This is a genomic window from Bacillus cereus group sp. BfR-BA-01408, from assembly GCF_022663305.1.
In the GTDB taxonomy this organism is placed as follows: domain Bacteria; phylum Bacillota; class Bacilli; order Bacillales; family Bacillaceae_G; genus Bacillus_A; species Bacillus_A pacificus.
In genome coordinates this window covers 20,972-42,034 of the sequence record NZ_JAKUFF010000025.1, presented here as the reverse complement: position 1 = coordinate 42,034, position 21,063 = coordinate 20,972, and the positions used below count along the sequence as shown (strand labels likewise).

The window sequence follows — 21,063 nt, the reverse complement described above, 5'->3', positions numbered from 1 at the left end:
ATACTACTTATAGTCCTAATGAAATATATTTAATTTCTAAATATTCCTCGATACCGAAATGACCTCCTTCACGGCCAATACCACTTTCTTTAAAGCCACCGAACGGTGCTTGTGCAACTGATGGAAGTCCATCATTTAATCCGATAATACCGTACTCTAACGCTTCGCTAATTTGGAATGCTTGACTAATATCTTTCGTGAAAATGTACGCTGCTAAACCGTATGGCGTATTGTTTGCACGTTCAATTACTTCTTCAACCGTTTTAAATTTCGCAACAGGTGCAACTGGTCCAAATGTTTCTTCATTCATACAAAGCATCGTATCGTTCGCTAATCCGATTACAGTTGGTTGCATAAAGTGTCCATCTAGCTCTGCAACCTTTTGGCCACCATATAAAACTGTTCCACCCTTTTGAATAGCATCTGCAATATGTTCCTGTACTTTCGAAACTGCATTCTCGTCAATAAGTGGTCCTACAGTCGTTCCGTCACCGAAACCGTCTCCTACTTTCAACTGCCCTACTGACTTTTGAAACTTCTCTGCGAATACTTCGTAAACTTCTTCCTGAACAAATACTCGGTTTGTACATATACACGTTTGTCCTGCGTTACGGAATTTCGAACCGATTACTGCCTCTACTACTTTATCTAAGTCTGCATCATTCATAACAATAAACGGTGCGTGACCACCTAACTCTAGTGAAACTTTTTTCATCGTTTGTGCAGCACTGGCCATTAACTCTTTCCCAATTTCCGTTGATCCTGTAAAGGAAACTTTTCGAACACGTCCATCTTCCATCCACGTATCAGCAATTGCTTTTGCACTACCTGTTACAATGTTTATTACACCTTTAGGAATGTCCGCTTCATGGGCTAATTCAGCTAATTTCAACGCAGTTAACGGCGTTTGACTTGCAGGTTTTACAACCGCTGTACAGCCTGCTGCAAGCGCCGGAGCTACCTTTCTCGTAATCATAGCAGCAGGGAAGTTCCAAGGCGTAATAGCTGCCATAACTCCGACTGGTTGCTTCATAACTAAAATACGTTTATTTGGATGAGAAGCAGGAATCATTTCACCATACACGCGTTTTCCTTCTTCTGCATACCATTCGACAAAACTATTTGCATAATTCACTTCACCAAGCGCTTCTGCAAACGGCTTTCCTTGTTCTCTCGTCATAATCGCTGCAATCTCTTCTTTATTTTCATCGATAAGTGTAAACCATTTTTTTAATTTCACTGCACGGTCTGCCGCTGTTAACTTAGACCATGATTTAAAAGCTTCATGTGCAGCATCAACGGCTTGCTTTGCCTCAGTTACCCCACCCTTTGGTACAGTCGCAAATATTTCCTTCGTTGCTGGATTATTTACTTCGATTTGTTCTTGCAATGTAATCCACTCACCATTTATATACATCGCCTTTTTCTCTACATTTACAAACGTCGCTTTTTTATCCAATGTTCTCTTCCTCCTCTATAAGTTTCTTTATTTTCCTCGTGGCAGCAGATTGACTTATTTTTAAAAACTCCGCTACTTTATAACTCGATCCATATGTTTTATATGCTTTCAAAATAATATTCCGTTCTACTTCTTCTAACATTTTATAGAGACTTTGACCAGACTGTTCAACTGTTGATTCTTGCATCGCTATTGGCAAATCCTCTATCGTAACGATATCATCAGCAGTTATAACAATTCGCTCAATCACATTTTCAATTTCTCTATTATTTCCTTCCCACGGGTAACCAACAAACATTTGCAATGTGCTAGGCGCTAATTTTACATTCCGACCATATTTCTCGTTAAAGTGTTGTAAATAATGATAAATAAGTGGCAAAATGTCTTCTGTTCTTTCCCGTAGTGGCGGGATTACAATGGGAATGACATTCAGACGATAATATAAATCTTTCCGAAATGTTCCTTGTTTCACCATCATACTTAAATCTCTATTTGTTGCCGCTACAATTCTAACGTCCACCTTTTTTAATTCTCTTCCGCCTATAGGGCGAAACGTTTTTTCTTGCAACACTTGCAAAAGCTTCGCTTGAATTTCAAGCGGCATTTCACCAATTTCATCTAAGAAAAGAGTTCCTTTATGCGCTGATTCTAATAGTCCCTTTTTCCCTTCACGATTCGCACCTGTAAAAGATCCGCCTGAGTATCCAAAAAGCTCTGATTCAATTAAATTCGTTGGCAATGCTGCACAGTTAATTTCATAGAAACTTTCATTCTTCCGGTTACTCACTTCATGTAAATGACGCACCAATCGACTCTTTCCTACTCCTGTCTCACCTAAAACGAGAACAGTACTATCTACCACGGATACTTTCTTGATTGTCTCGACTATTTTTTGCATAGCGATACTTTTAAAAATAAGTCCTTCATGTTCATATGTTTCTCTTAATTCTTTTTTATATGTTTTTAACTGATTATCCATTTCTTCTACCTTTTGACGTAATTGATAGAGTTCTGTAAGATCACGAGAGTAACTGATCACCCTTCTTAAATTGCCCTCTTCATCAAAAACAGGCCTTGTACGAACGTGTAAATACTCTCCTGATTTTGTCGTTTGAACGAGTTCAATCGGTCTCTTTTTTTCAATTACTTCTAACGTTGCCGATGGATAAAAGATACCATCCTTCTGCAATTCTTTTACATGTTTACCTACTAACTCTTTAGCAGCCAATTGATAGTGCCTTTCACATGTACTATTTACACGTACAACGATTCCCTTTTCGTCAGTCACAAAAATTTCGTCAAACGCATATTCAAATACATCTTGTAAATCCATTAACACTCGTTCCTTTTCTGCAACCATCCTAGCCACCCCTAACTTCCAATCCGTCGATTCACTTCACTACCTTTATTATAAAGTGAATTTTCTGGATTTTATATAGAGTCAGCTAGAATGTTTGCTGTTTTATTATTTAACTTTTAAACACGAGCAATATTTGCTTTCTCATAACAGACTTGCAATGATTCTTCAATGATTGTTAATCCTTCTTCAAGTTGCTCATCTGTAATCACTAATGGCATTAGCACACGAATAACATTACCGTATGTTCCTGCTGATAGTAGAAGTAAGCCGCGTTTATTTGCTTCTGCGCATAAATTAGCTGTTAACGTTTTATCAGGTGCTTTCGTCTTACGATCTTGAACGAGCTCAAATGCACACATTGCTCCTAAACCGCGCACATCACCGATGCAATTATATTTATTTTTCATCTCTTCGAATCGGTTTATTACGACCTTTCCTAATTCTATCGCTCTATTATTTAAATTCTCTTTTTCTATTACATCAAGTACTGCTAATGCTGCCGCACATCCTAGCGGGCTTCCTGCATACGTTCCACCAAGTTCTCCTGGTGCAGACTCATTCATAATTTCTTTGCGCCCAATAACACCACTAATCGGTACACCAGCACCTAATGATTTAGATACCGTAATTAAATCCGGAACGACATCATAATGATCAATGGCGAAATATTTTCCTGTACGGCTAAATCCAGTTTGAATTTCATCCGCTACAAATAAGATGCCGTGTTCTGAACAAATATTGCGTACTTCTTGCACAAACTTCTTACTTGGGACGATAAATCCACCTTCCCCTTGAACAGGTTCCATTACAACAGCTGCAATCGTTTCTGGTGCTACTTCTGATATGAAGAAATTCTTAAACTCTTCAATCATAAAGTTATCGTACTGCTCTTCCGTTAATCCTTCTGGGCGACGGTATTCATACGGAAATGGCGCTTTATAGACTTCAGGCGCAAATGGACCAAATCCAAATTTATATGGTTTTACTTTACTTGTCATTGTCATTGTCATTAATGTACGCCCGTGGAATCCTTTAGAAAATGCGATAATACCAGGTCTTTTTGTATATTTACGAGCGATTTTCACAGCGTTCTCGACTGCTTCTGCACCACTATTTAAAAATAGTACTTGCTTATCAAAACTTCCCGGCGCTAATGCCGCAAGTTTTTCTGCTAATTCAATATATGGCTCATACATCATGACATTAAAGCCAGTATGAATGTATTGATCTACTTGTTTATGGAGCGCTTCTTTAACAGCTGGGTGACAATGTCCTACGTTAATTGTTCCTATCGCTCCAGCGAAATCAATGTACTGATTACCATCAACATCAGTAACAAGAGCACCATTTGCAGATTGTACAAACGTTGGGATGCCGTTACTTACTCCTTTTGGTACTATATTTTGGCGGCGTTCTAGTAAAGACGCTGCTTTCGGTCCAGGAATTTGTTCATTTACTTTAGCAAATTTTTTTGTATTCATTACGTACCCCATCCTTTTCTTTACATTGTTTTCTCTTTTCATTGCAAAATGTATGCCAATATTCTTTTTCAGTATTCATCCTACACACCTTCTATTTCGCCATAAAAAATAAGTCTATAAAGACTCATTCAGAGTCTTTATAGACTTATTTTTCTTACACATTAGACTTTCCTTTTTCCCAAACAAACTCACCTGAATGAGAAATAAAGTCCCCAACAGATTGTACTACTAAATCAGCAAGTGGTTCTAATGTTTGACGATTCCCTGTACCAGATAGTACTCCAATTGCATAGCAATCACCATTTTTCGCTAAATATAAATCAGTCGGTGTATCCCCAACGACCGCTACTTCACATGCCTTTAAATGAAACCTCTCACAGAAGGATTCTATAATTCTTTTATCGGGTTTTTGTGCCGCAAATGTATCTGAAGCTACAACATAATCAAAAAAGGTCTCTAATTGATACTGTTTTAAAAATAATTCTGTCGGTGCGAAATCATCAGCTGTAACAACACCTAAAATAAATCCTCTATCCTTTAAGCTTTGTAAAATTCTCGGTAAATCTGCCGTCATTTTCATGTAAGAACGATGCTCGTACATAAGGGCAAACAGTTTTTCACTTACCCATTCATGCATTTCCTCTTCCTTAGATGACGTAATATACTTACAAAGCCCCTTTGCCACATCAAGGCTTGTTCCTGCCGCTATTGCGCTACGTGGGTGAACAAATACCCCATCCACACCGATCTCTTTTAATAAAGTCGGCTGCATTGACTGTGGCAGTTGGTATAATTTTATACATTCAGCCACAAGTTCTTCAGCCACTTTTATCCAAATTGAATGAAAATCCATTAATGTCCCATCTTTATCAAATAGTATTGCTTTTACTTTCTCCATAACACCCCACCTCTCATCTCTTATCTCCTCCAGTGTATCAATAAAGTATGGATATAAAATAAACGAATTGTAAAAATACCATAAAAATCAAACTAACTTCAAATTTACAATTCTTCTATATAATAAAAAAGGATGCCTTTACAGGGCATCCTCTTGATGTTCAGGAACAAATAGTTCCAGACAATGATACATATTTTCGAATTCCATCGGTGCATCTCCACCATATTCACCATCTAAATTAATCATTAGTTTATCTGGTGAATGCACTTTAATTCGGTTCGCTTGTGTGTATAGTACTTTTGGATTGTTAATATGTTCACCACGCTGCGCTTGTGTTGCAGCTTTAATTAAGTCGGCAATGGAACCTTTTTTCAGCACTAACAAATCAAATAAGCCATCATTAATCGATGCATATGGTGCTACCTTTTCGAAGCCGCCCACTGAACGAGTATTCGTAATTAAAAACATCGTAATTTCTTCTTGTAGTAATTTTCCATCATACTCAATTTCAACATATGTTGGATGGAGTGATGGTAGCATTTCGATACCTTTTAAATAATAAGCAAGTTGTCCTAATACAGTCTTTAGCTTACTTGGTACTTCATATGTTAATTCTGTAATACGACCGCCACCAGCGATGTTAATAAAATATGTATCGTTTGCTCTACCAAGGTCTAATGGCACAGTTTTTCCTTCACAAATAATATCCGCTGCCTCTTCAATAGAACGAGGTACACCGATTGCACGTGCAAAGTCATTTGTTGTTCCAACTGGAATAATTCCAAATTTCGGACGGAATTCATGACCAACTAGGCCGTTTACGACTTCATTTAACGTGCCGTCACCACCAGCCGCAATAACAACATCAAATTTACGCTCTACAGCTTGCCTCGCCGCCACAGTTGCGTCTCCAGGACCCGTTGTCGCATGACAAGATGCTTCATATCCAGCTTGTTCTAATTTTTGTAATACTTCCGGTAAGCTCTTCTTAAATAGCTCACGCCCAGAAGTAGGATTATAAATAATTCTTGCTCGCTTCATCATTTATTAGCACAGGAAATTTCTTTATGTATCGACAAAGAACATACCGAACTTCTATTCAGTATTCCCGTGCCTACCTCCTCTCATCTTCCTATCCTTCTTTTATCTCGCTCAAACAGGCAGTAAGAACCCGATTCGTGTAGCCCATCAAAAGTAAATATTCATTTCAATGGTTTTGTTTTATTTGACAAAAAATTTATGTCCATCTATTTCTTCACAACAATTTACATATAACGAATAATAATTATCTATTATTTCATGAGATGAAAAAACCTCTATTTCTAGATTTATCATTATTCCCACCTTTTTGCAACTATCATACCATAGTTGCTATACAAACATTTTTCCACTTTTGACAGTTAATCAAACGTTTGTTTAAATAATTTTCTCTCATTTAAACAAACGTTTGATTAACCTAGAAAAACACCCATGTACGGGTGTTTTTCTGCTTAATCTTTAAAAGTTACTACTATTATCGCTTATTAATCTCTTCAAGTAAGATTTTGTTAACAAGCGGTGGATTTGCTTGTCCTTTTGTAGCTTTCATAATTTGACCAACTAAGAAGCCAATTGCACGGTCTTTACCGTTTTTAAAGTCTTCGATAGATTGCTCATTATTATCAAGAATTTCTGTTACAACTTTACGAAGTGTACCCTCGTCAGAAATTTGAACAAGGCCTTTCGCTTTAACGATTTCTTCTGGGTCTCCACCTTTTTCAATTAATTCGTTAAATACTTTCTTCGCAATTTTAGAAGAAATTGTACCTTTTTCAATTAATTGAACCATTTTAGATAAACCAGCAGGCGTTAATGCAACGTCTTTTAATTCTTTTTGTTGTTTGTTTAAGTACGCAAGCACTTCACCCATTAACCAGTTCGATGTTAATTTCGCATCAGCACCATCTGCAACAGTTGCTTCAAAGAAATCAGACATTTCTTTCGTTAATGTTAATACGTGTGCATCATAAGCCGGTAAGCCTAATTCTGCAACGTAGCGAGCTTTACGTGCATCTGGAAGTTCTGGAATAGAAGCACGAACTGCTTCTTTCCACTCATCGTCGATGTAAAGTTCAACTAAGTCCGGCTCTGGGAAGTAACGGTAATCATCAGATCCTTCTTTCACACGCATTAAGATTGTTTTCTTCGTTGCTTCATCATAACGACGTGTTTCTTGTTGGATGATACCACCAGATAATAATTCTTTTTCTTGGCGAGCTTGCTCAAACTCAAGACCTTTTTGTACGTAAGTGAAAGAGTTTAAGTTTTTCAGTTCCGCTTTTGTACCGAACTTCTCTTGTCCAACTGGACGAAGGGAAATGTTCGCATCACAACGCAAGGAACCTTCTTCCATCTTACAATCAGATACGCCAGTGTATTGAATGATTGATTTTAACTTCTCTAAGTATGCATATGCTTCTTCTGGCGTACGCATATCTGGCTCAGATACGATCTCAATCAAAGGCATACCTTGACGGTTGTAGTCTACTAATGAGCCGTCAGCTGTATGCGTTGATTTACCAGCATCTTCTTCTAAATGAAGACGTGTAATACCGATACGTTTCTTTTTACCGTCTACTTCAATTTCAATCCAACCATTTTCACCAATTGGCTTATCAAACTGAGAGATTTGGTAAGCTTTCGGATTATCTGGATAGAAATAGTTTTTACGGTCAAACTTCGTTTCTGTTGCGATTTCACAGTTTAATGCCATTGCAGCTTTCATTGCAAAGTTAACTGCTTCTTTATTTAAAGTAGGAAGTACTCCTGGGTATCCTAAGTCAATTACACTTGTTTGTGTATTTGGTTCCGCTCCGAATTCTGTTGGACTCGCAGAGAAAATTTTCGAATTTGTTTTTAACTCAACGTGAACCTCTAAACCAATAATTGTTTCTAAATTCATCTATGCTCGCCTCCTTACAGACTTGCTTTTTTTGTATGATGGTCTGTTGCTTGCTCAAACGCATGTGCAACGCGGTAAATTGTCGCTTCATCGAAGTGTTTACCAATGATTTGTAAACCAAGTGGCATGTTGTTAGCACCGAATCCACATGGAACAGAAATCGCTGGAACACCTGCTAAGTTTACTGGGATTGTTAAAATGTCATTTGCATACATTGTCATTGGATCATCAACTTTTTCGCCCACTTTAAATGCCGGAGTTGGCGTTGTTGGTCCAATAATAACATCGTAGTTAGCAAATACATTTTCAAAGTCGTTTTTAATTAATGTACGTACTTGTTGTGCTTTTTTGTAATATGCATCATAGTAACCAGAGCTAAGAGCAAATGTACCAAGCATAATACGACGTTTTACTTCATCACCGAAGCCTTCGCTACGTGTGTTTTTGTAAAGATCCATTAAGTTATTCACATTATCAGAACGAACACCATAACGTACGCCATCAAAGCGTGAAAGGTTAGCTGATGCTTCAGAAGAAGATAATAAGTAATACGTTGCTAGAGCGTATTTAGAGTGTGGAAGAGATACTTCCTCCCAAGTTGCGCCCATACCTTCTAATACTTTTAAAGCAGCTAGTACTGACTCACGAGCTTCTTCGCCAACACCTTCTCCTAAGTATTCTTTCGGTACAGCAATGCGTAAACCTTTAACGTCGCCTGTTAAACCAGCTAAGTAGTTTCCTACTTCAACGTTAGCAGAAGTTGCATCCATACGGTCAAGACCTGAAATAGCTTGTAATAAGTATGCATTGTCTTCTACTGTACGTGTAATCGGTCCGATTTGATCAAGTGAAGATGCAAATGCTACTAATCCGTAACGAGATACACGTCCGTAAGTTGGTTTTAAACCTACAACGCCGCAATATGCAGCTGGTTGACGGATAGAACCACCCGTATCAGAACCTAGAGAGAATAATACTTCTCCTGCTGCTACAGCTGCTGCAGAACCACCACTAGATCCGCCTGGAACGTAATCTAAGTTCCACGGATTTTTCGTAGCGTAGAAACCTGAGTTTTCATTTGAAGAGCCCATTGCGAACTCGTCCATATTTAATTTACCGATTGTAATTGTGTCAGCAGCTTTTAGCTTTTGCACAACTGTCGCATCATAAATTGGATCGAAGTTTGCTAACATTTTGCTTGCACAAGTCGTACGAAGACCGTTAGTTACAATGTTATCTTTAACACCGATTGGCATACCGAATAATAAACCGTTATCTTCAGCACCAATTTTCGCATCTAATTCTTTCGCTTTCGCGCGTGCGTTTTCTTCATCTAATGTAAGAAAAGCTTTTACGTTATCTTCAACATCCGCAATACGTTTGTAAGATTCTTCTACTAAATCCGTAACGGAAATTTCTTTGTTGTTTAATTTCTTATGTAACTCTGATACTGAATGATCAAATAATGACATCGAAATTCCCCTCCTCTATTCTAATACTGCTGGAACACGGATTTGATTATCTTTGTGATCCGGTGCATTTTTTAATACTTCTTCAACTGGTAAACCTTTTTCTGGTACATCTTCACGCATAACATTTTTCATAGTTAATACATGAGTTGTTGGTTTTACATCTGTTGTATCTAATTCATTTAACTGTTCTGCAAATGTAACAATTGCATCTAGTTGTTTTTGAAATTTTTCTGCTTCTTGATCAGTAATTGCAAGACGTGCTAAATGTGCTACGTGCTTTACATTCTCAACGGAAATTCTTGACACGGCTAGGCCACCTCCATAATATATCGTTCAATCTACAATACTATTGATGATACCAAATTTTCAGTACTTCAAGCAAGTCAACACACGGCACTTACAGCATTTTTACATAAAAAAAGAAAGGCAAACGCCTTTCTTTACGATTTACTCTTTATCTAACGGTTTATTTTTCGGAAATCTCTCGTTATCTTCTTCATTATCACGAATTGTTTTTTGTAATACAAAACAAGACATCGTTAAAAATAATGTTCCAAGTAAATAATATCCTTTTACACTAAGCGTTTCATCTAGCGTATAAATTCCAATTAGCATACCTGAAAGCGCGCAAACAAATGAAGTCCATGCTAAAAACGTGAACGCTTGCGTATTACGTCTTCTCATCGTTCTCCCCCTCGTTAGCTGTACATCCATTATAGATAAGTATATTTACCATGATGGATTTTTATGTAAATTCTAGTTTACTATTTATAAATCTATCACAAAAAAATATTATTTTAAAGATAGTTTTCTTTCTAATCTGAAAAAACAGTTAAAAACATTGACATTTATTTCAATTCTACATAAAATAAAAATAAATATTACGAACCTCGAAATATACGGGAGTGGAATTAATTGTTGCAATACGAACATTTTTTAGACTTACTGCTAGATAACGCCAAGAAACTTTTCTATCCTGAAGAATGGGTAAGCTTAGATTTAACACTTTCTAAAACTGAAGTATTTTGTTTACTTTGGATGGAGCGAAATACGGATATTACAATGACAAAAATCGCTGATCTTCTTGATATACCGATGAGTACAACGACAGGTGTTGTAAATCGCCTTGTAAAAAAAGGATATATTGAAAGATACCGTGATGAAAACGACCGACGCATTGTATTAATTCGTTTAACAGAAAACGGTGTAATGCTCGTTCAAGAAGTAAAACAAAATGCAGCCCATTATTTTAACCTAGTGACCGAAGCATTATCGGAAGAAGAAAAAGCATTTTTACTACAAATCTTCCAAAAGATTATGAATCACATTGCTACATCACAGCAAAAAACAGAAGAAAAGGTTTCTGCACCTAAAATGAAAAACATTCCGATTGAATAAAAACCTTAATAGGGTTTTTATTCAAAAAAATATTTCGTTACTCGTAATATTCGATGCTCGAAACAAAGGGGATATGAATGATGAGAATTATTTTGTATACAGGTAAAGGCGGCGTAGGAAAAACTAGCATTTCAGCGGCAACTGCACTTCAAAGCGCAAAACAAGGATTAAAAACTTTAGTAATGAGCACAGACCCAGCTCATAGTTTAGGAGATTCATTTGGTATAAAACTATCTTCTGAACCATTAGAAATTCGTGAAAACCTATGGGCACAAGAAATTAATACAATTTATGAAATGGAAAAGGGCTGGGGAAAGTTACAGAAATATATTACACTACTTTTCACTTCCAAAGCAGCTGATGATATTACAACCGAAGAGTTAACGATGTTTCCCGGTATGGAAGATTTAATTAGTTTACTTCGCGTACTCGATTATTATAAACAAAACACATATGACGTTATTATCATTGATTGTGCTCCAACAGGAGAAACATTAGCAATGCTCAGTTTTCCAGACATGCTCGGCTGGTGGATGGAAAAACTCTTCCCTATTAAAAGAAAAGTTTTAAAAGTTGTTCGCCCTGTAGCTCAACCACTTCTTGGTGTCCCCCTTCCAACCGATGATATTATGGACGAATTAACAAATACACTTGAACAACTTGGAGAAATGAGAGATATTTTATCAAACCGAGACGTAACAAGTATCCGCATCGTTGTAAATCCCGAAAAAATGGTCATTAAAGAGGCTCAGCGTAGCTTTACGTATTTAAATTTATACGATTATAACGTAGATGCGATTATGATTAACCGCGTCATCCCTAACACTGTCATCGATCCTTATTTTCAAGCTTGGAAAGATACTCAAAAGAAATATAAAACATTAATTCAAAATAGTTTTGATCCACTTCCTATTTACGAAGCTCCAATGTTTGAACAAGAAGTTGTTGGCTTACCTATGTTAGAACGCGTTGGAGATGCTTTATTTAAAGAAGATTATTGTCCTACTGAAGTAAAATTTAACGGTCGCACTCAATATGTAAAAAAAGATGGCGATGAGTATATTTTCGTTCTGTCCATTCCCTTCTCTAACAAAAGTGAACTTGCATTAAATCAAAAAGGTGACGAGCTTATCATTCGTGCTGGTTCTGTTAAACGAAACATCACATTACCCAAAACGTTAACACACCTTTCTATTCAAGGAGCAAAATTTGAAGATGATGTACTAAACATTCGTTTTGGAGGTGTCGTGCATGCATGAGGAATTAATAAGGAAGGTAATTCGTACAAAAATAAAAATGGGTATGCATATATTAGAAGAGTTACCTGCACCCATCCAGCAATCAGCTAAGCAAATACTAAATATTTTACAAGAGGAGCTAGCTGCTTATCCGAAAGAACAAGGGCATCATAAAAATAATTTAAAAAATATTATAATCGAATGAATATCTCTGGATAGAGGGCCTTTTTAGGCTTTCTATCTCTATATTGGAGCGATGTAAGTTGTTTAAAAAACATTCCACTATTATGCTTTGGATGATTCCCTTGTTATTTCTCATTCATAACCTTGAAGAATCTTTCCAAATGCCACAATATCTTGCTAATCAATTTTCAATTACTTTTATAACTAGCCAACAATTTTTCATTGCAATTTCTGTATTAACTCTCTTTGTCTTACTTATCGTCTTTCTATATCAACTAAACTTCTTGTCTTCTATATACTGGATTATTTTTATACAAGGAGCTATCTTCTTCAACTCTGTTCAACATATTATTTTGTTTTTTATTTACCGCTCCTATAATCCGGGCGTAATATCAGCTGTTTTCATTGTTATCTTTTCTATTTTCTTTTTTTCATCCCAAAAACACTTAATTCAAAAAAAGCAATTCGTAATTACACTCGTGTTCAGCTTATTTTCTTACCCCATTATAATTTGGATTACCTTACTACTTGCTAGTTGCTTTCAGTAATAAAAAAAAACCAGGAAAACTCCTGGTCCATTACTCTACTTAACAAACATTGGATTCTATGTTATACAGAATTGGAAGGTACAGAATTAGGGTTTGTTTTGTTTGTTAAGTAGATTATATGTTGAACGAACTAACAGCGGAGGGGTTCCTTCTGTTAGTCCATTAAACCCAATCATTATTTTACGATCTTTTCAAGCTCATCAAGTGAAAGATCTACTGAAATGGAACCATCATTTGTTTCTTTCTTAATTGCCTCTGTTACTTCTTTTGAATGATATAGTTCAATTACTTTTTTCAGTGTTGGATCATCTTTATCTTTCGTACGAGCTGCGAAAATATTAATATATGGCTTCGCATTTTCATTCTTTGGATCTTCTAAGAAAATTGGATCCTTAGCTGGATCTAATCCAGCTTGACCAGCAACACCGTTATTAATAACTGAAGCTGCAGCATCTTTTAATACACGAGGTGTTTGCTGTGCGATAACCGGTGTAATTTTTAATTTCTTCGGATTTTCAGCAATGCCGCTTGAATCTCCAAATAAGCCAAAGTCTTTCTTAAGCTTTAATAACCCAGCTGCATCAAGAAGTTTTAATGCACGTGCTTGGTTCGTTGGATCATTGGGAATCGCAATTTCAGAACCATCTGGAATTTCATTTGCTTTCTTATGTTTTTCAGAGTATAAACCCATTGGTGCAATTTGCGTTGTACCAACAGCTGTAATATCTAATTTATGCTCCTTTTTAAATTGCTCTAAGAAAGCAATATGCTGGAATGAGTTTAGCTCAATATCTCCATCAGCTAACGCTTTATTTGGCGTCGTGTAATCAGAGAACTCAACCAGTTTAACTTTAATTCCTTCTTTTTCAGCTTTCCTCTTCAAAATTTCCCAAGCGTCTCCATCCGTTCCAGTTACACCGACACGAACTACTTTTTCTTTCGCCCCTGCCCCCGTGTCTCCACTTGAGCAACCGCTTAACGCTGAAACCCCTACAATCGCTGATAATGCAAACGCTAAAATTTTCTTCATTTTCTTTCCCCTCTTTCTTTTTATGATCTGCGTAAAAAGACTTTCGCAAAGTAGTTTCCTAAATTTTGAGCTAACTGTACGAGAATAATAAGTAAAACGACCGTTACGAACATAACTGATGTATCAAAACGTTGATAACCATATGTCATTGCTAAGTCACCAAGACCGCCACCACCGACAAGCCCAGCCACTGCAGAAAATTCAATTAAACCAACTGTCATAAATGTAACACCTAAAATTAATGGCGCTAACGCTTCTGGTACAAGGATTTCAAAAACAATTCTAATTGGTGAAGCACCCATCGCTTGAGCTGCTTCGATTACCCCTTTCGGAACAGAAACAAGATTTGTTTCAACCATTCTAGCAATACCGATTGATGCAACTAACGTCATTGGGAAAATTGCTGCCGCCGTTCCAATTGTCGTTCCGATAACACTTCTTGTTAGCGGGCTTAAAGCTACTAAGAAGATGATGAATGGAATCGGACGAATTGTATTAATGATAATATTAAGAATAGAAAAGACCCATTTATTTTCTAAAAAGTTTCCTTTTCTCGTTACATATAGAAGTAAACCTAGAGGTATACCAAGAATTGTAGCAAATATAAGGGTTACAATTACCATTAAGAGAGTATCCCCCGTCGCATCTACTATGCGCGGCCAAAATATACTCCAATCAACTCGCATGAGCTTCTACCTCCTTCAGCTGCACTTGCAGTCTTAGATGTTGTAATGCTTTTTGAATTTCCCTCTGTTCACCTTGCAATTCTACAAGAAGATTTCCAAATAGCACATTTTGAAGTTCAATAATATTTCCGTACAGTACATTTACATCGACATTATAGTTTTTTGCGATATATGATAGTACTGGCTGTCCTGTCTCCTCGCCAGTAAATGTTAGACGATAAATCTGACCACCATTTTGAATTTTTGCTAAAACACTTTCCGGTAAATGATCATTAATAACAGAACGTACAAAGTTTTGAGTCGTCTTTGTTTTTGGTTGTGTGAAAACATCAAACAGTTTTCCTTCTTCAATAACTTTTCCTTTCTCCATTACAGCTACACGGTGACAAATTTCTTTCACAACATGCATTTCATGTGTAATAAGAAGAATTGTTAAGTTGTATTCTCGATTTACTTTCTTTAATAAGTTCAAAATTTCTGTCGTTGTTTCTGGATCTAAAGCTGATGTTGCTTCGTCACATATAAGAATATCTGGTGATGTTGCGAGCGCTCTAGCAATACCAACACGCTGCTTTTGTCCACCTGATAGCTGCTCTGGGTAATTGTTTGCTTTATCTTCTAACCCTACAAACTTCAGCAATTCATTTACTCTTTCTTTTATCTCATTCTTTGGTACTTTCGCTAACTTTAATGGATAAGCAATATTCCCAAATACTGTTCTTGAATTAAATAAATTAAAACTTTGAAAAATCATCCCGATTCTTTGTCTTAGCTTCCGTAATTCTTTCGTCGATAATGATGTAATCTCTTTATCATCTATTGAAATCGTTCCTGCCGTTGGTCTCTCTAACATGTTTACTAGGCGTAATAACGTACTCTTTCCAGCGCCACTAAAACCGATAATGCCAAAAATTTCGCCTTTCTCAACTGATAATGTTACATCCTCCACCGCATGAACAGATTGCCCACCTGTTTCATATACTTTACTTACATTGTTAAAAGAAATCATTTTTTCCCCTCCTATATGCTGTGAAAACTTGAAGCAGAGCTCTCGAGGTAAAATAAAAAGTGCTCTCCTTCTTATCAACCATAAAGATAAGAAGGAGAGCACTTATATGTACTCGTTCACATCTTCTCATCTTCCAAGCCTTTCATAGGCTTGCTGGAGTTAGCACGGTATTAAAAAAACCCGTTGCTGAGGTATCGTAGGGCCAGTCCCTCCACCTCTCTGGATAAGAATGTATCGATTTAATTGTCGTTTAATTAATTCTCATTATAGAACTCAGAATAATAAGAGTCAATACATTTTTTAGAAAAATATTAATTATTTCTTTATTAAAATTTTCAGATGAAAAATTCAAGAAAAAATAGTAATCTTTAAAGTTATGTAAAATTCTCCTCTTGCATATTTTTTAAAAGGATAATCTTCTCTACTAATTGAATACCATTATTTGAATATGAAATCGGAGGAAGATAAATATATGAAAACAGCTCTTTTACTCATTGATATTCAAAATGATTATTTTCCACACGGCAAAATGGAATTACGTAATCCAGTCGAAGCAAGCGCATATGCCCGTCGGCTACTACAGCTCTTTAGAAAGAAAAACGAACCTATTTTTCATATCCAACATGTAGCAATAAAAGAGGACGCTACTTTTTTCCTCCCCAATACAGAAGGTGTACATATTCATGAAAGTGTACGCCCACTTAGAGAAGAAACGGTTATACTCAAGCATTATCCAAATAGTTTTCGCGAAACTGATCTTCTAAAGCAATTACAACGTTTAGCTATTGAACACGTTGTCATATGCGGGATGATGACTCATATGTGTATTGATGCTACCGTAAGGGCTGCCTTTGATTTCGGCTTGCAATGTACTGTTATACATGATGCTTGTGCTACAAAAGACCTTTCTTTTAAGAATGCTACTATACCAGCCGTTTATATTCATAACACAATTTTAGCTAGTTTAAATGGTGTCTATGCAAATGTAATGAGTACAGAGGAGTTTTTAGCTACAAAAAAACACTCTCTTCAGTGAGCAAAACCGAAAAGAGTGTTTCTTGTCAAACCATAGATTTTCTTTCAAATTGTATTATACAGGAAATCCTTAAAATGAATACAAAAAAATGTGACTAATAAGTCAACTTTTCTCATTGTTTTGTTTCTATTTACATGTTTATCCTGATATGAATAGGGTTTAGCTAGTTCCACTTACCAAATAGTAATATATGGTAAGTGTTTTTTATTCAAATTAACTAGTTTCTCCTACTATTTATCTGTTTGTTTTTGTTTCTTTTTCAAATACTCCGCACGCAATTTTTCAATTTGCTGCTTTTTATCAAATTTGACAGGCGTCTGTTTTTCATGAAACTTTGCGACAGCTACCTGACCTTTATAATCCAATTGATATTTTCCCATTTTGTTCACCTACTTTTCTTATCTTGAAAGAGAATTTATTCAACCAATATAATATACCTTATTTTACTGAAGTAAACCTTATATTATTTTTTCTGCTTATATGTATCTTAATCCACATATAAGCAGAAAAAAGAGATCTTCGCATACTGCGAAGATCTCTCTTACTATTTCTTATAAAGTTTCAGAAGTAGTTTTTGCTTGCATGTGAAGTGCTAAGTAGTCAGGGCCACCAGCTTTAGAGTCTGTACCAGACATATTAAAGCCACCAAATGGTTGGTATCCTACGATTGCACCAGTACATCCACGGTTGAAGTATAAGTTACCTACGTGGAAGTCTTCACGTGCTTTTTCAATATGGTCACGGTTGTTAGAGATAACTGCTCCTGTTAAACCGTATTCTGTATTGTTTGCAATCGCAAGTGCATGGTCAAAGTCTTTTGCTTTACAGAATGCTACTACTGGTCCGAAGATTTCTTCTTTCATTAGGCGAGCATCTTCTGCAACGTCAGCAACGATTGTTGGTTGGATGAACCAGCCTTTAGAATCGTCTCCTTCGCCACCTGCTAAGATTCTACCTTCTTCTTTACCAATTGCAACATAGCTCATTACTTTATCGAATGCAGCTTGGTCATTAACAGGACCCATGTTTGTACCTAATACAGCTGGGTTAGCAACTGTTAATTCTTTCGTTAATTCAACAGCACGATTTAATACGTGATCGTATACATCTTCGTGGATTACTGCACGAGAACATGCAGAACATTTTTGTCCTGAGAATCCGAATGCTGATGCAACGATAGATTTAGCTGCTAATTCAAGATCTGCTTCTTTATCAACAACGATTGTATCTTTACCACCCATTTCAGCGATAACGCGTTTTAACCAAATTTGGCCTGGGTTTACTTTCGCTGCACGCTCATAAATACGGATACCTACATCACGAGATCCAGTGAAGCTAATGAAACGTGTACGAGGGTGATCTACTAAGTAATCACCAACTTCAGAACCACTACCTGGTACGAAGTTTACTACGCCAGCTGGTAAGCCAGCTTCTTCTAATACTTCCATGAATTTCGCTGCTACTACAGGAGTTGTACTAGCTGGTTTTAGTAATACTGTATTACCAGAAACTAAAGCAGCTGTTGTCATACCTGCCATAATTGCGAATGGGAAGTTCCAAGGAGAAATGATAACACCTACTCCTAATGGAATGTAAGAGAAACGATTATATTCAATTGGACGGCTTTCTACTGGAATTCCGTCTTTTAATTTCAACATTTGACGACCATAATATTCCATAAAGTCGATTGCTTCTGCTGTATCAGCATCTGCCTCATTCCATGGTTTACCTGCTTCTTTTACAAGAATAGCAGAGAATTCATGTTTTCTACGACGAACGATCGCTGCAGCACGGAATAAAATGTCTGCACGCATTTCTGGTTTTGACTTTCTCCAAGTTTGGAATGTTTCATCCGCTACTTGCATTGCTTTTTCAGCTAACTCACGGCTTGCTTTTGAAACGCGACCAACAAGTTCCTCTTTATTTGCAGGGTTTACAGAAACAATTTTGTCTTCTGTAGTGATTTTTTCTCCCCCAATAATTAATGGATAGTCTTGTCCAAGATAAGATTCTACTTTCTTTAAACCTTCTTCAAACGCTAATTTGTTAGCCTCTACTGAAAAATCTGTAAATGGCTCATGTTTGTATGCTACTACCATTATTTTTAGCCTCCCCTTAGAAAAACGTTTACATTTTACAACATTATTCTACACGATAATTTAGATTTATTCAAATATTCCTAGACTTATATTTTAAAAATTAATTAATTTTTAAAATATAATAAAAAAATAGAGTTATACAAATGTATAACTCTACAAAATATGAGTATATTCCAAAACGTTTTTGCTAATCAATAAAATAGTTACTAACAAGAATAAAGTTCTTACATATCCAACACCTTTTTGAACTGCAAATTTCGATCCAAAATAAGCGCCCAAAATCATCGATAATCCCATAATAATACCGTATTCAAAATGAATTACGTCTAAAAATAAAAAAGTGATTAACGATACGATATTACTAACAAAGTTCAAAAGTTTTCCAGATGCTGCTGCTTGAATAAAATCCAAACCAATTAATAAAAATGCAAAAATTAAGAAGGATCCTGTCCCTGGTCCAAAAAACCCATCGTAAAACCCTATCATTAAAATAACAAAGAAAAATATTAATGTTTTTCTTTTCGTCATCTTCTTATAGGTAGATACACTTCCCCAATCCTTTTTCGCAATAATATAAATGGCAATAAACACCAACATCACAAGCACTAACGGACGTAAAATATCCGGCGGAATAAACTTTACTACTAAAGCACCTGCGACTGCCCCTATAATAGTTAACGGGATTAACTTTCCTACAATTTTAAAATCAACCTTTCCCGATCGAATAAAGTAAATCGCACTCGTAAACGTCCCCATCGTTGCAGCTAATTTATTCGTTGCAATTGCCGAAGCTGGTGGTAAACCAACAAACATAAGTGCCGGAAGCGAAATTAATCCTCCACCACCAACAACTGAATCAATAAAAGCTGCTAAAAAACCGAATGCAATTAATAAAATAATGACTTGAAAACTTAATTCGTCCATGCGCTTTACCCCTTACCCCATTATTTACAACATTTTAAATTATAACAAAATTACCCAAGAAAAAAAGCCGTTCCATAAAGGAACAGCCCTTGTATTTAATCTAAAATTTTCACATACGGTTCATCTTGCTTCGCTTCACGTATAATAATCGCTTCTGGACGCTCTACAGATTTAATCGTTACTTGTACTTTCATATAATTCGGGAAGTATTCCATAACAAGCCCGGCTACATATTGTGTAAAGCCAATTATTTCTGCTTTCCCATTAAACTGGACAGGAATATCGAGCTTTATTTCTCTTAATTCATCGTCTCTATACATACCAGTACCGATAACAGCTGTATAGTCGCCTTGGAAATAATCGCTTAATTTTGCCTTGAAGTTTGATACTCTCGCCAGATCTTCACGTTTATTATCTGTTTTCGCTTGTTCAGATGGGAACAAATAATATTTCTCATTAATTTGTTTCCAATCCTCAACTGTTTCACTGCCTTTTTCAACATTCGCATAAGAAACAAAGTTACCTGGCACGAGCGAAGACTTTGGAGCCTGACGATAAATCGCAAATGTTATTGGAAGGTTTTTTGTCTCAGGATCTTGTTGATGCATAACTTTCAAGATTTCTGGCACCATTTTTTTCCCTTCCGCTAACATCTTTTCATTCGAAATTGCAGCCTCACGCGGATAACCATGCTCTTCCTCATAATAATGAACCGAATTCATCGCTAATCCAACTACAATGCCGCTACGCTCATTTTTTTCGCCTTTGTTCACATAATAATCATGCTCTAAAATATTTGAAATATATATTGGATTTTTTTTATTTTTCACTTCTAATGATTCGGATCCTGTACCTAATGCAGGATTCAACCCTATGTTCGGGAATTTAACCGCATCTTTTTTTAGTGTATCTTCTAGTTCCTTTTGTTCTGCATCTGTACGTTTTCTTTTAACAAGCATCTGTATATGCTGAGTATCTAGGGCCTTTCCGCCTTTTAAAACATTATCTTTCGTACTAAATGATTCTTTCGCAATACGCATTAATCCTGTTTCAAATTCATCTATATCAAGACGATTACTTACTCCTTGCACAACTAAGCCACGTGCGTTTCCTCCCTCAAATGGAATAGTCGTCTTATAATATTCATCCGAAATAGAGTAATTCGGGACGATTGCTTGCTCTTTTGCTTTCCCCGATTTCTCAACCACTTTTTCATCTTTGTCGGCACCTGCACTACACCCACTTACAAGTAGGCCAAGGCTTAATACCGCTAATGCTATTTTTTTCATGGTAAGTTTGCA

The 21,063-nt window shown here is 36.3% G+C and carries 21 protein-coding genes and 1 riboswitch; of the genes, 5 read left to right on the top strand and 16 right to left on the bottom strand.

The window, feature by feature from the left end; genetic code table 11:
- Positions 1-7: 7 nt before the first annotated feature.
- From gabD to MR083_RS12990, 9 genes are all read right to left on the bottom strand, one after another.
- Entirely contained in the window at positions 8-1,459 is a 1,452-nt protein-coding gene (gene gabD / locus MR083_RS13030) for an NADP-dependent succinate-semialdehyde dehydrogenase (RefSeq protein WP_000358113.1), read from the bottom strand.
- Complete coding sequence (locus MR083_RS13025) at positions 1,452-2,819, bottom strand: sigma-54 interaction domain-containing protein (RefSeq protein WP_000225163.1); 1,368 nt, start codon at positions 2,817-2,819, stop codon at positions 1,452-1,454. The genes gabD and MR083_RS13025 overlap by 8 nt, the downstream gene beginning before the upstream one ends.
- A 116-nt stretch (positions 2,820-2,935) precedes the next feature.
- Positions 2,936-4,300 (bottom strand): 4-aminobutyrate--2-oxoglutarate transaminase, encoded by a 1,365-nt coding sequence (gene gabT, locus MR083_RS13020; protein WP_242269453.1) that lies wholly within the window; start codon positions 4,298-4,300, stop codon positions 2,936-2,938.
- 154 nt (positions 4,301-4,454) lie between these two features.
- Positions 4,455-5,198, bottom strand: coding sequence for an HAD family hydrolase (locus MR083_RS13015; protein ID WP_000416638.1), 744 nt, complete (start codon positions 5,196-5,198; stop codon positions 4,455-4,457).
- A gap of 138 nt (positions 5,199-5,336) precedes the next feature.
- The gene (locus tag MR083_RS13010) at positions 5,337-6,242 is read right to left on the bottom strand and encodes a diacylglycerol kinase (RefSeq protein WP_000977677.1); all 906 of its coding nucleotides are present in this window, start codon (positions 6,240-6,242) and stop codon (positions 5,337-5,339) included.
- Positions 6,243-6,711: 469 nt separating this feature from the next.
- Entirely contained in the window at positions 6,712-8,139 is a 1,428-nt protein-coding gene (gene gatB, locus MR083_RS13005; protein ID WP_001047674.1) for an Asp-tRNA(Asn)/Glu-tRNA(Gln) amidotransferase subunit GatB, read from the bottom strand.
- A gap of 14 nt (positions 8,140-8,153) precedes the next feature.
- A complete protein-coding gene (gatA, locus tag MR083_RS13000; protein WP_000051445.1) occupies positions 8,154-9,611 on the bottom strand; it encodes an Asp-tRNA(Asn)/Glu-tRNA(Gln) amidotransferase subunit GatA in 1,458 nt (485 codons plus the stop codon).
- Between the two features lie 15 nt (positions 9,612-9,626).
- The gene (gatC, locus tag MR083_RS12995; protein WP_000086999.1) at positions 9,627-9,917 is read right to left on the bottom strand and encodes an Asp-tRNA(Asn)/Glu-tRNA(Gln) amidotransferase subunit GatC; all 291 of its coding nucleotides are present in this window, start codon (positions 9,915-9,917) and stop codon (positions 9,627-9,629) included.
- 141 nt (positions 9,918-10,058) lie between these two features.
- Entirely contained in the window at positions 10,059-10,295 is a 237-nt protein-coding gene (locus MR083_RS12990) for a YiaA/YiaB family inner membrane protein (RefSeq protein ID WP_001254396.1), read from the bottom strand.
- A 231-nt stretch (positions 10,296-10,526) separates the two neighbouring features.
- Between MR083_RS12990 and MR083_RS12985 the strand changes: the two genes are divergently transcribed.
- The 4 genes from MR083_RS12985 to MR083_RS12970 all read left to right on the top strand — a co-directional run bounded on the left by MR083_RS12985 (position 10,527) and on the right by MR083_RS12970 (position 12,978).
- Positions 10,527-11,009 carry a MarR family winged helix-turn-helix transcriptional regulator gene (locus MR083_RS12985; protein ID WP_000942476.1) on the top strand — a complete coding sequence of 161 codons (483 nt, stop codon included), beginning with the start codon at positions 10,527-10,529 and terminating at the stop codon, positions 11,007-11,009.
- A 77-nt stretch (positions 11,010-11,086) separates the two neighbouring features.
- Positions 11,087-12,268 carry an ArsA family ATPase gene (locus MR083_RS12980; RefSeq protein WP_002026876.1) on the top strand — a complete coding sequence of 394 codons (1,182 nt, stop codon included), beginning with the start codon at positions 11,087-11,089 and terminating at the stop codon, positions 12,266-12,268.
- Positions 12,261-12,452, top strand: coding sequence for a DUF3926 domain-containing protein (locus MR083_RS12975; RefSeq protein WP_000544085.1), 192 nt, complete (start codon positions 12,261-12,263; stop codon positions 12,450-12,452). Before MR083_RS12980 ends, MR083_RS12975 begins: the two co-directional genes overlap by 8 nt.
- A gap of 58 nt (positions 12,453-12,510) precedes the next feature.
- Positions 12,511-12,978, top strand: a complete 468-nt coding sequence (locus tag MR083_RS12970) for an HXXEE domain-containing protein (RefSeq protein ID WP_011039940.1) — start codon at positions 12,511-12,513, stop codon at positions 12,976-12,978.
- A 175-nt stretch (positions 12,979-13,153) separates the two neighbouring features.
- On the opposite strand, the gene MR083_RS12965 is transcribed toward MR083_RS12970, so the two are convergent.
- Genes MR083_RS12965 through MR083_RS12955 form a run of 3 tightly spaced genes read right to left on the bottom strand, consistent with a single transcriptional unit; the run spans position 13,154 to position 15,703 of the window.
- The gene (locus MR083_RS12965) at positions 13,154-14,008 is read right to left on the bottom strand and encodes a MetQ/NlpA family ABC transporter substrate-binding protein (RefSeq protein WP_000721608.1); all 855 of its coding nucleotides are present in this window, start codon (positions 14,006-14,008) and stop codon (positions 13,154-13,156) included.
- A gap of 20 nt (positions 14,009-14,028) precedes the next feature.
- Positions 14,029-14,694, bottom strand: a complete 666-nt coding sequence (locus tag MR083_RS12960) for a methionine ABC transporter permease (RefSeq protein ID WP_001261879.1) — start codon at positions 14,692-14,694, stop codon at positions 14,029-14,031.
- Positions 14,684-15,703 carry a methionine ABC transporter ATP-binding protein gene (locus tag MR083_RS12955; protein ID WP_000622992.1) on the bottom strand — a complete coding sequence of 340 codons (1,020 nt, stop codon included), beginning with the start codon at positions 15,701-15,703 and terminating at the stop codon, positions 14,684-14,686. The genes MR083_RS12960 and MR083_RS12955 overlap by 11 nt, the downstream gene beginning before the upstream one ends.
- A 123-nt stretch (positions 15,704-15,826) precedes the next feature.
- Positions 15,827-15,933, bottom strand: a riboswitch (SAM riboswitch).
- 242 nt (positions 15,934-16,175) lie between these two features.
- Here MR083_RS12955 and MR083_RS12950 point away from each other — a divergent pair.
- Positions 16,176-16,739, top strand: a complete 564-nt coding sequence (locus MR083_RS12950) for a cysteine hydrolase family protein (RefSeq protein WP_000844890.1) — start codon at positions 16,176-16,178, stop codon at positions 16,737-16,739.
- A gap of 230 nt (positions 16,740-16,969) precedes the next feature.
- Here the strand turns inward: MR083_RS12950 and MR083_RS12945 are convergent, their stop codons facing one another.
- The 4 genes from MR083_RS12945 to MR083_RS12930 form a co-directional block, all read right to left on the bottom strand.
- Positions 16,970-17,119 (bottom strand): hypothetical protein, encoded by a 150-nt coding sequence (locus MR083_RS12945; protein ID WP_000521648.1) that lies wholly within the window; start codon positions 17,117-17,119, stop codon positions 16,970-16,972.
- Positions 17,120-17,290: 171 nt separating this feature from the next.
- Complete coding sequence (gene pruA, locus MR083_RS12940) at positions 17,291-18,838, bottom strand: L-glutamate gamma-semialdehyde dehydrogenase (protein ID WP_000259559.1); 1,548 nt, start codon at positions 18,836-18,838, stop codon at positions 17,291-17,293.
- 153 nt (positions 18,839-18,991) lie between these two features.
- Complete coding sequence (locus tag MR083_RS12935) at positions 18,992-19,762, bottom strand: TSUP family transporter (protein WP_000343961.1); 771 nt, start codon at positions 19,760-19,762, stop codon at positions 18,992-18,994.
- 95 nt (positions 19,763-19,857) lie between these two features.
- Positions 19,858-21,051 carry a CamS family sex pheromone protein gene (locus MR083_RS12930; protein WP_000717040.1) on the bottom strand — a complete coding sequence of 398 codons (1,194 nt, stop codon included), beginning with the start codon at positions 21,049-21,051 and terminating at the stop codon, positions 19,858-19,860.
- Positions 21,052-21,063: the final 12 nt, after the last annotated feature.

Excerpts from the sequence above, each read along its gene's own strand:
- MR083_RS13025 (WP_000225163.1), bottom strand. The coding sequence starts at position 2,819 with ATGGTTGCAGAAAAGGAACGAGTGTTAATGGATTTACAAGATGTATTT.
- gabT (WP_242269453.1), bottom strand. The coding sequence starts at position 4,300 with ATGAATACAAAAAAATTTGCTAAAGTAAATGAACAAATTCCTGGACCG.
- MR083_RS13015 (WP_000416638.1), bottom strand. The coding sequence starts at position 5,198 with ATGGAGAAAGTAAAAGCAATACTATTTGATAAAGATGGGACATTAATG.
- MR083_RS13010 (WP_000977677.1), bottom strand. The coding sequence starts at position 6,242 with ATGATGAAGCGAGCAAGAATTATTTATAATCCTACTTCTGGGCGTGAG.
- gatB (WP_001047674.1), bottom strand. The coding sequence starts at position 8,139 with ATGAATTTAGAAACAATTATTGGTTTAGAGGTTCACGTTGAGTTAAAA.
- gatA (WP_000051445.1), bottom strand. The coding sequence starts at position 9,611 with ATGTCATTATTTGATCATTCAGTATCAGAGTTACATAAGAAATTAAAC.
- MR083_RS12990 (WP_001254396.1), bottom strand. The coding sequence starts at position 10,295 with ATGAGAAGACGTAATACGCAAGCGTTCACGTTTTTAGCATGGACTTCA.
- MR083_RS12980 (WP_002026876.1), top strand. The coding sequence starts at position 11,087 with ATGATGAGAATTATTTTGTATACAGGTAAAGGCGGCGTAGGAAAAACT.
- MR083_RS12975 (WP_000544085.1), top strand. The coding sequence starts at position 12,261 with ATGCATGAGGAATTAATAAGGAAGGTAATTCGTACAAAAATAAAAATG.
- MR083_RS12965 (WP_000721608.1), bottom strand. The coding sequence starts at position 14,008 with ATGAAGAAAATTTTAGCGTTTGCATTATCAGCGATTGTAGGGGTTTCA.
- MR083_RS12960 (WP_001261879.1), bottom strand. The coding sequence starts at position 14,694 with ATGCGAGTTGATTGGAGTATATTTTGGCCGCGCATAGTAGATGCGACG.
- MR083_RS12955 (WP_000622992.1), bottom strand. The coding sequence starts at position 15,703 with ATGATTTCTTTTAACAATGTAAGTAAAGTATATGAAACAGGTGGGCAA.
- MR083_RS12950 (WP_000844890.1), top strand. The coding sequence starts at position 16,176 with ATGAAAACAGCTCTTTTACTCATTGATATTCAAAATGATTATTTTCCA.
- MR083_RS12945 (WP_000521648.1), bottom strand. The coding sequence starts at position 17,119 with ATGGGAAAATATCAATTGGATTATAAAGGTCAGGTAGCTGTCGCAAAG.
- pruA (WP_000259559.1), bottom strand. The coding sequence starts at position 18,838 with ATGGTAGTAGCATACAAACATGAGCCATTTACAGATTTTTCAGTAGAG.
- MR083_RS12935 (WP_000343961.1), bottom strand. The coding sequence starts at position 19,762 with ATGGACGAATTAAGTTTTCAAGTCATTATTTTATTAATTGCATTCGGT.
- MR083_RS12930 (WP_000717040.1), bottom strand. The coding sequence starts at position 21,051 with ATGAAAAAAATAGCATTAGCGGTATTAAGCCTTGGCCTACTTGTAAGT.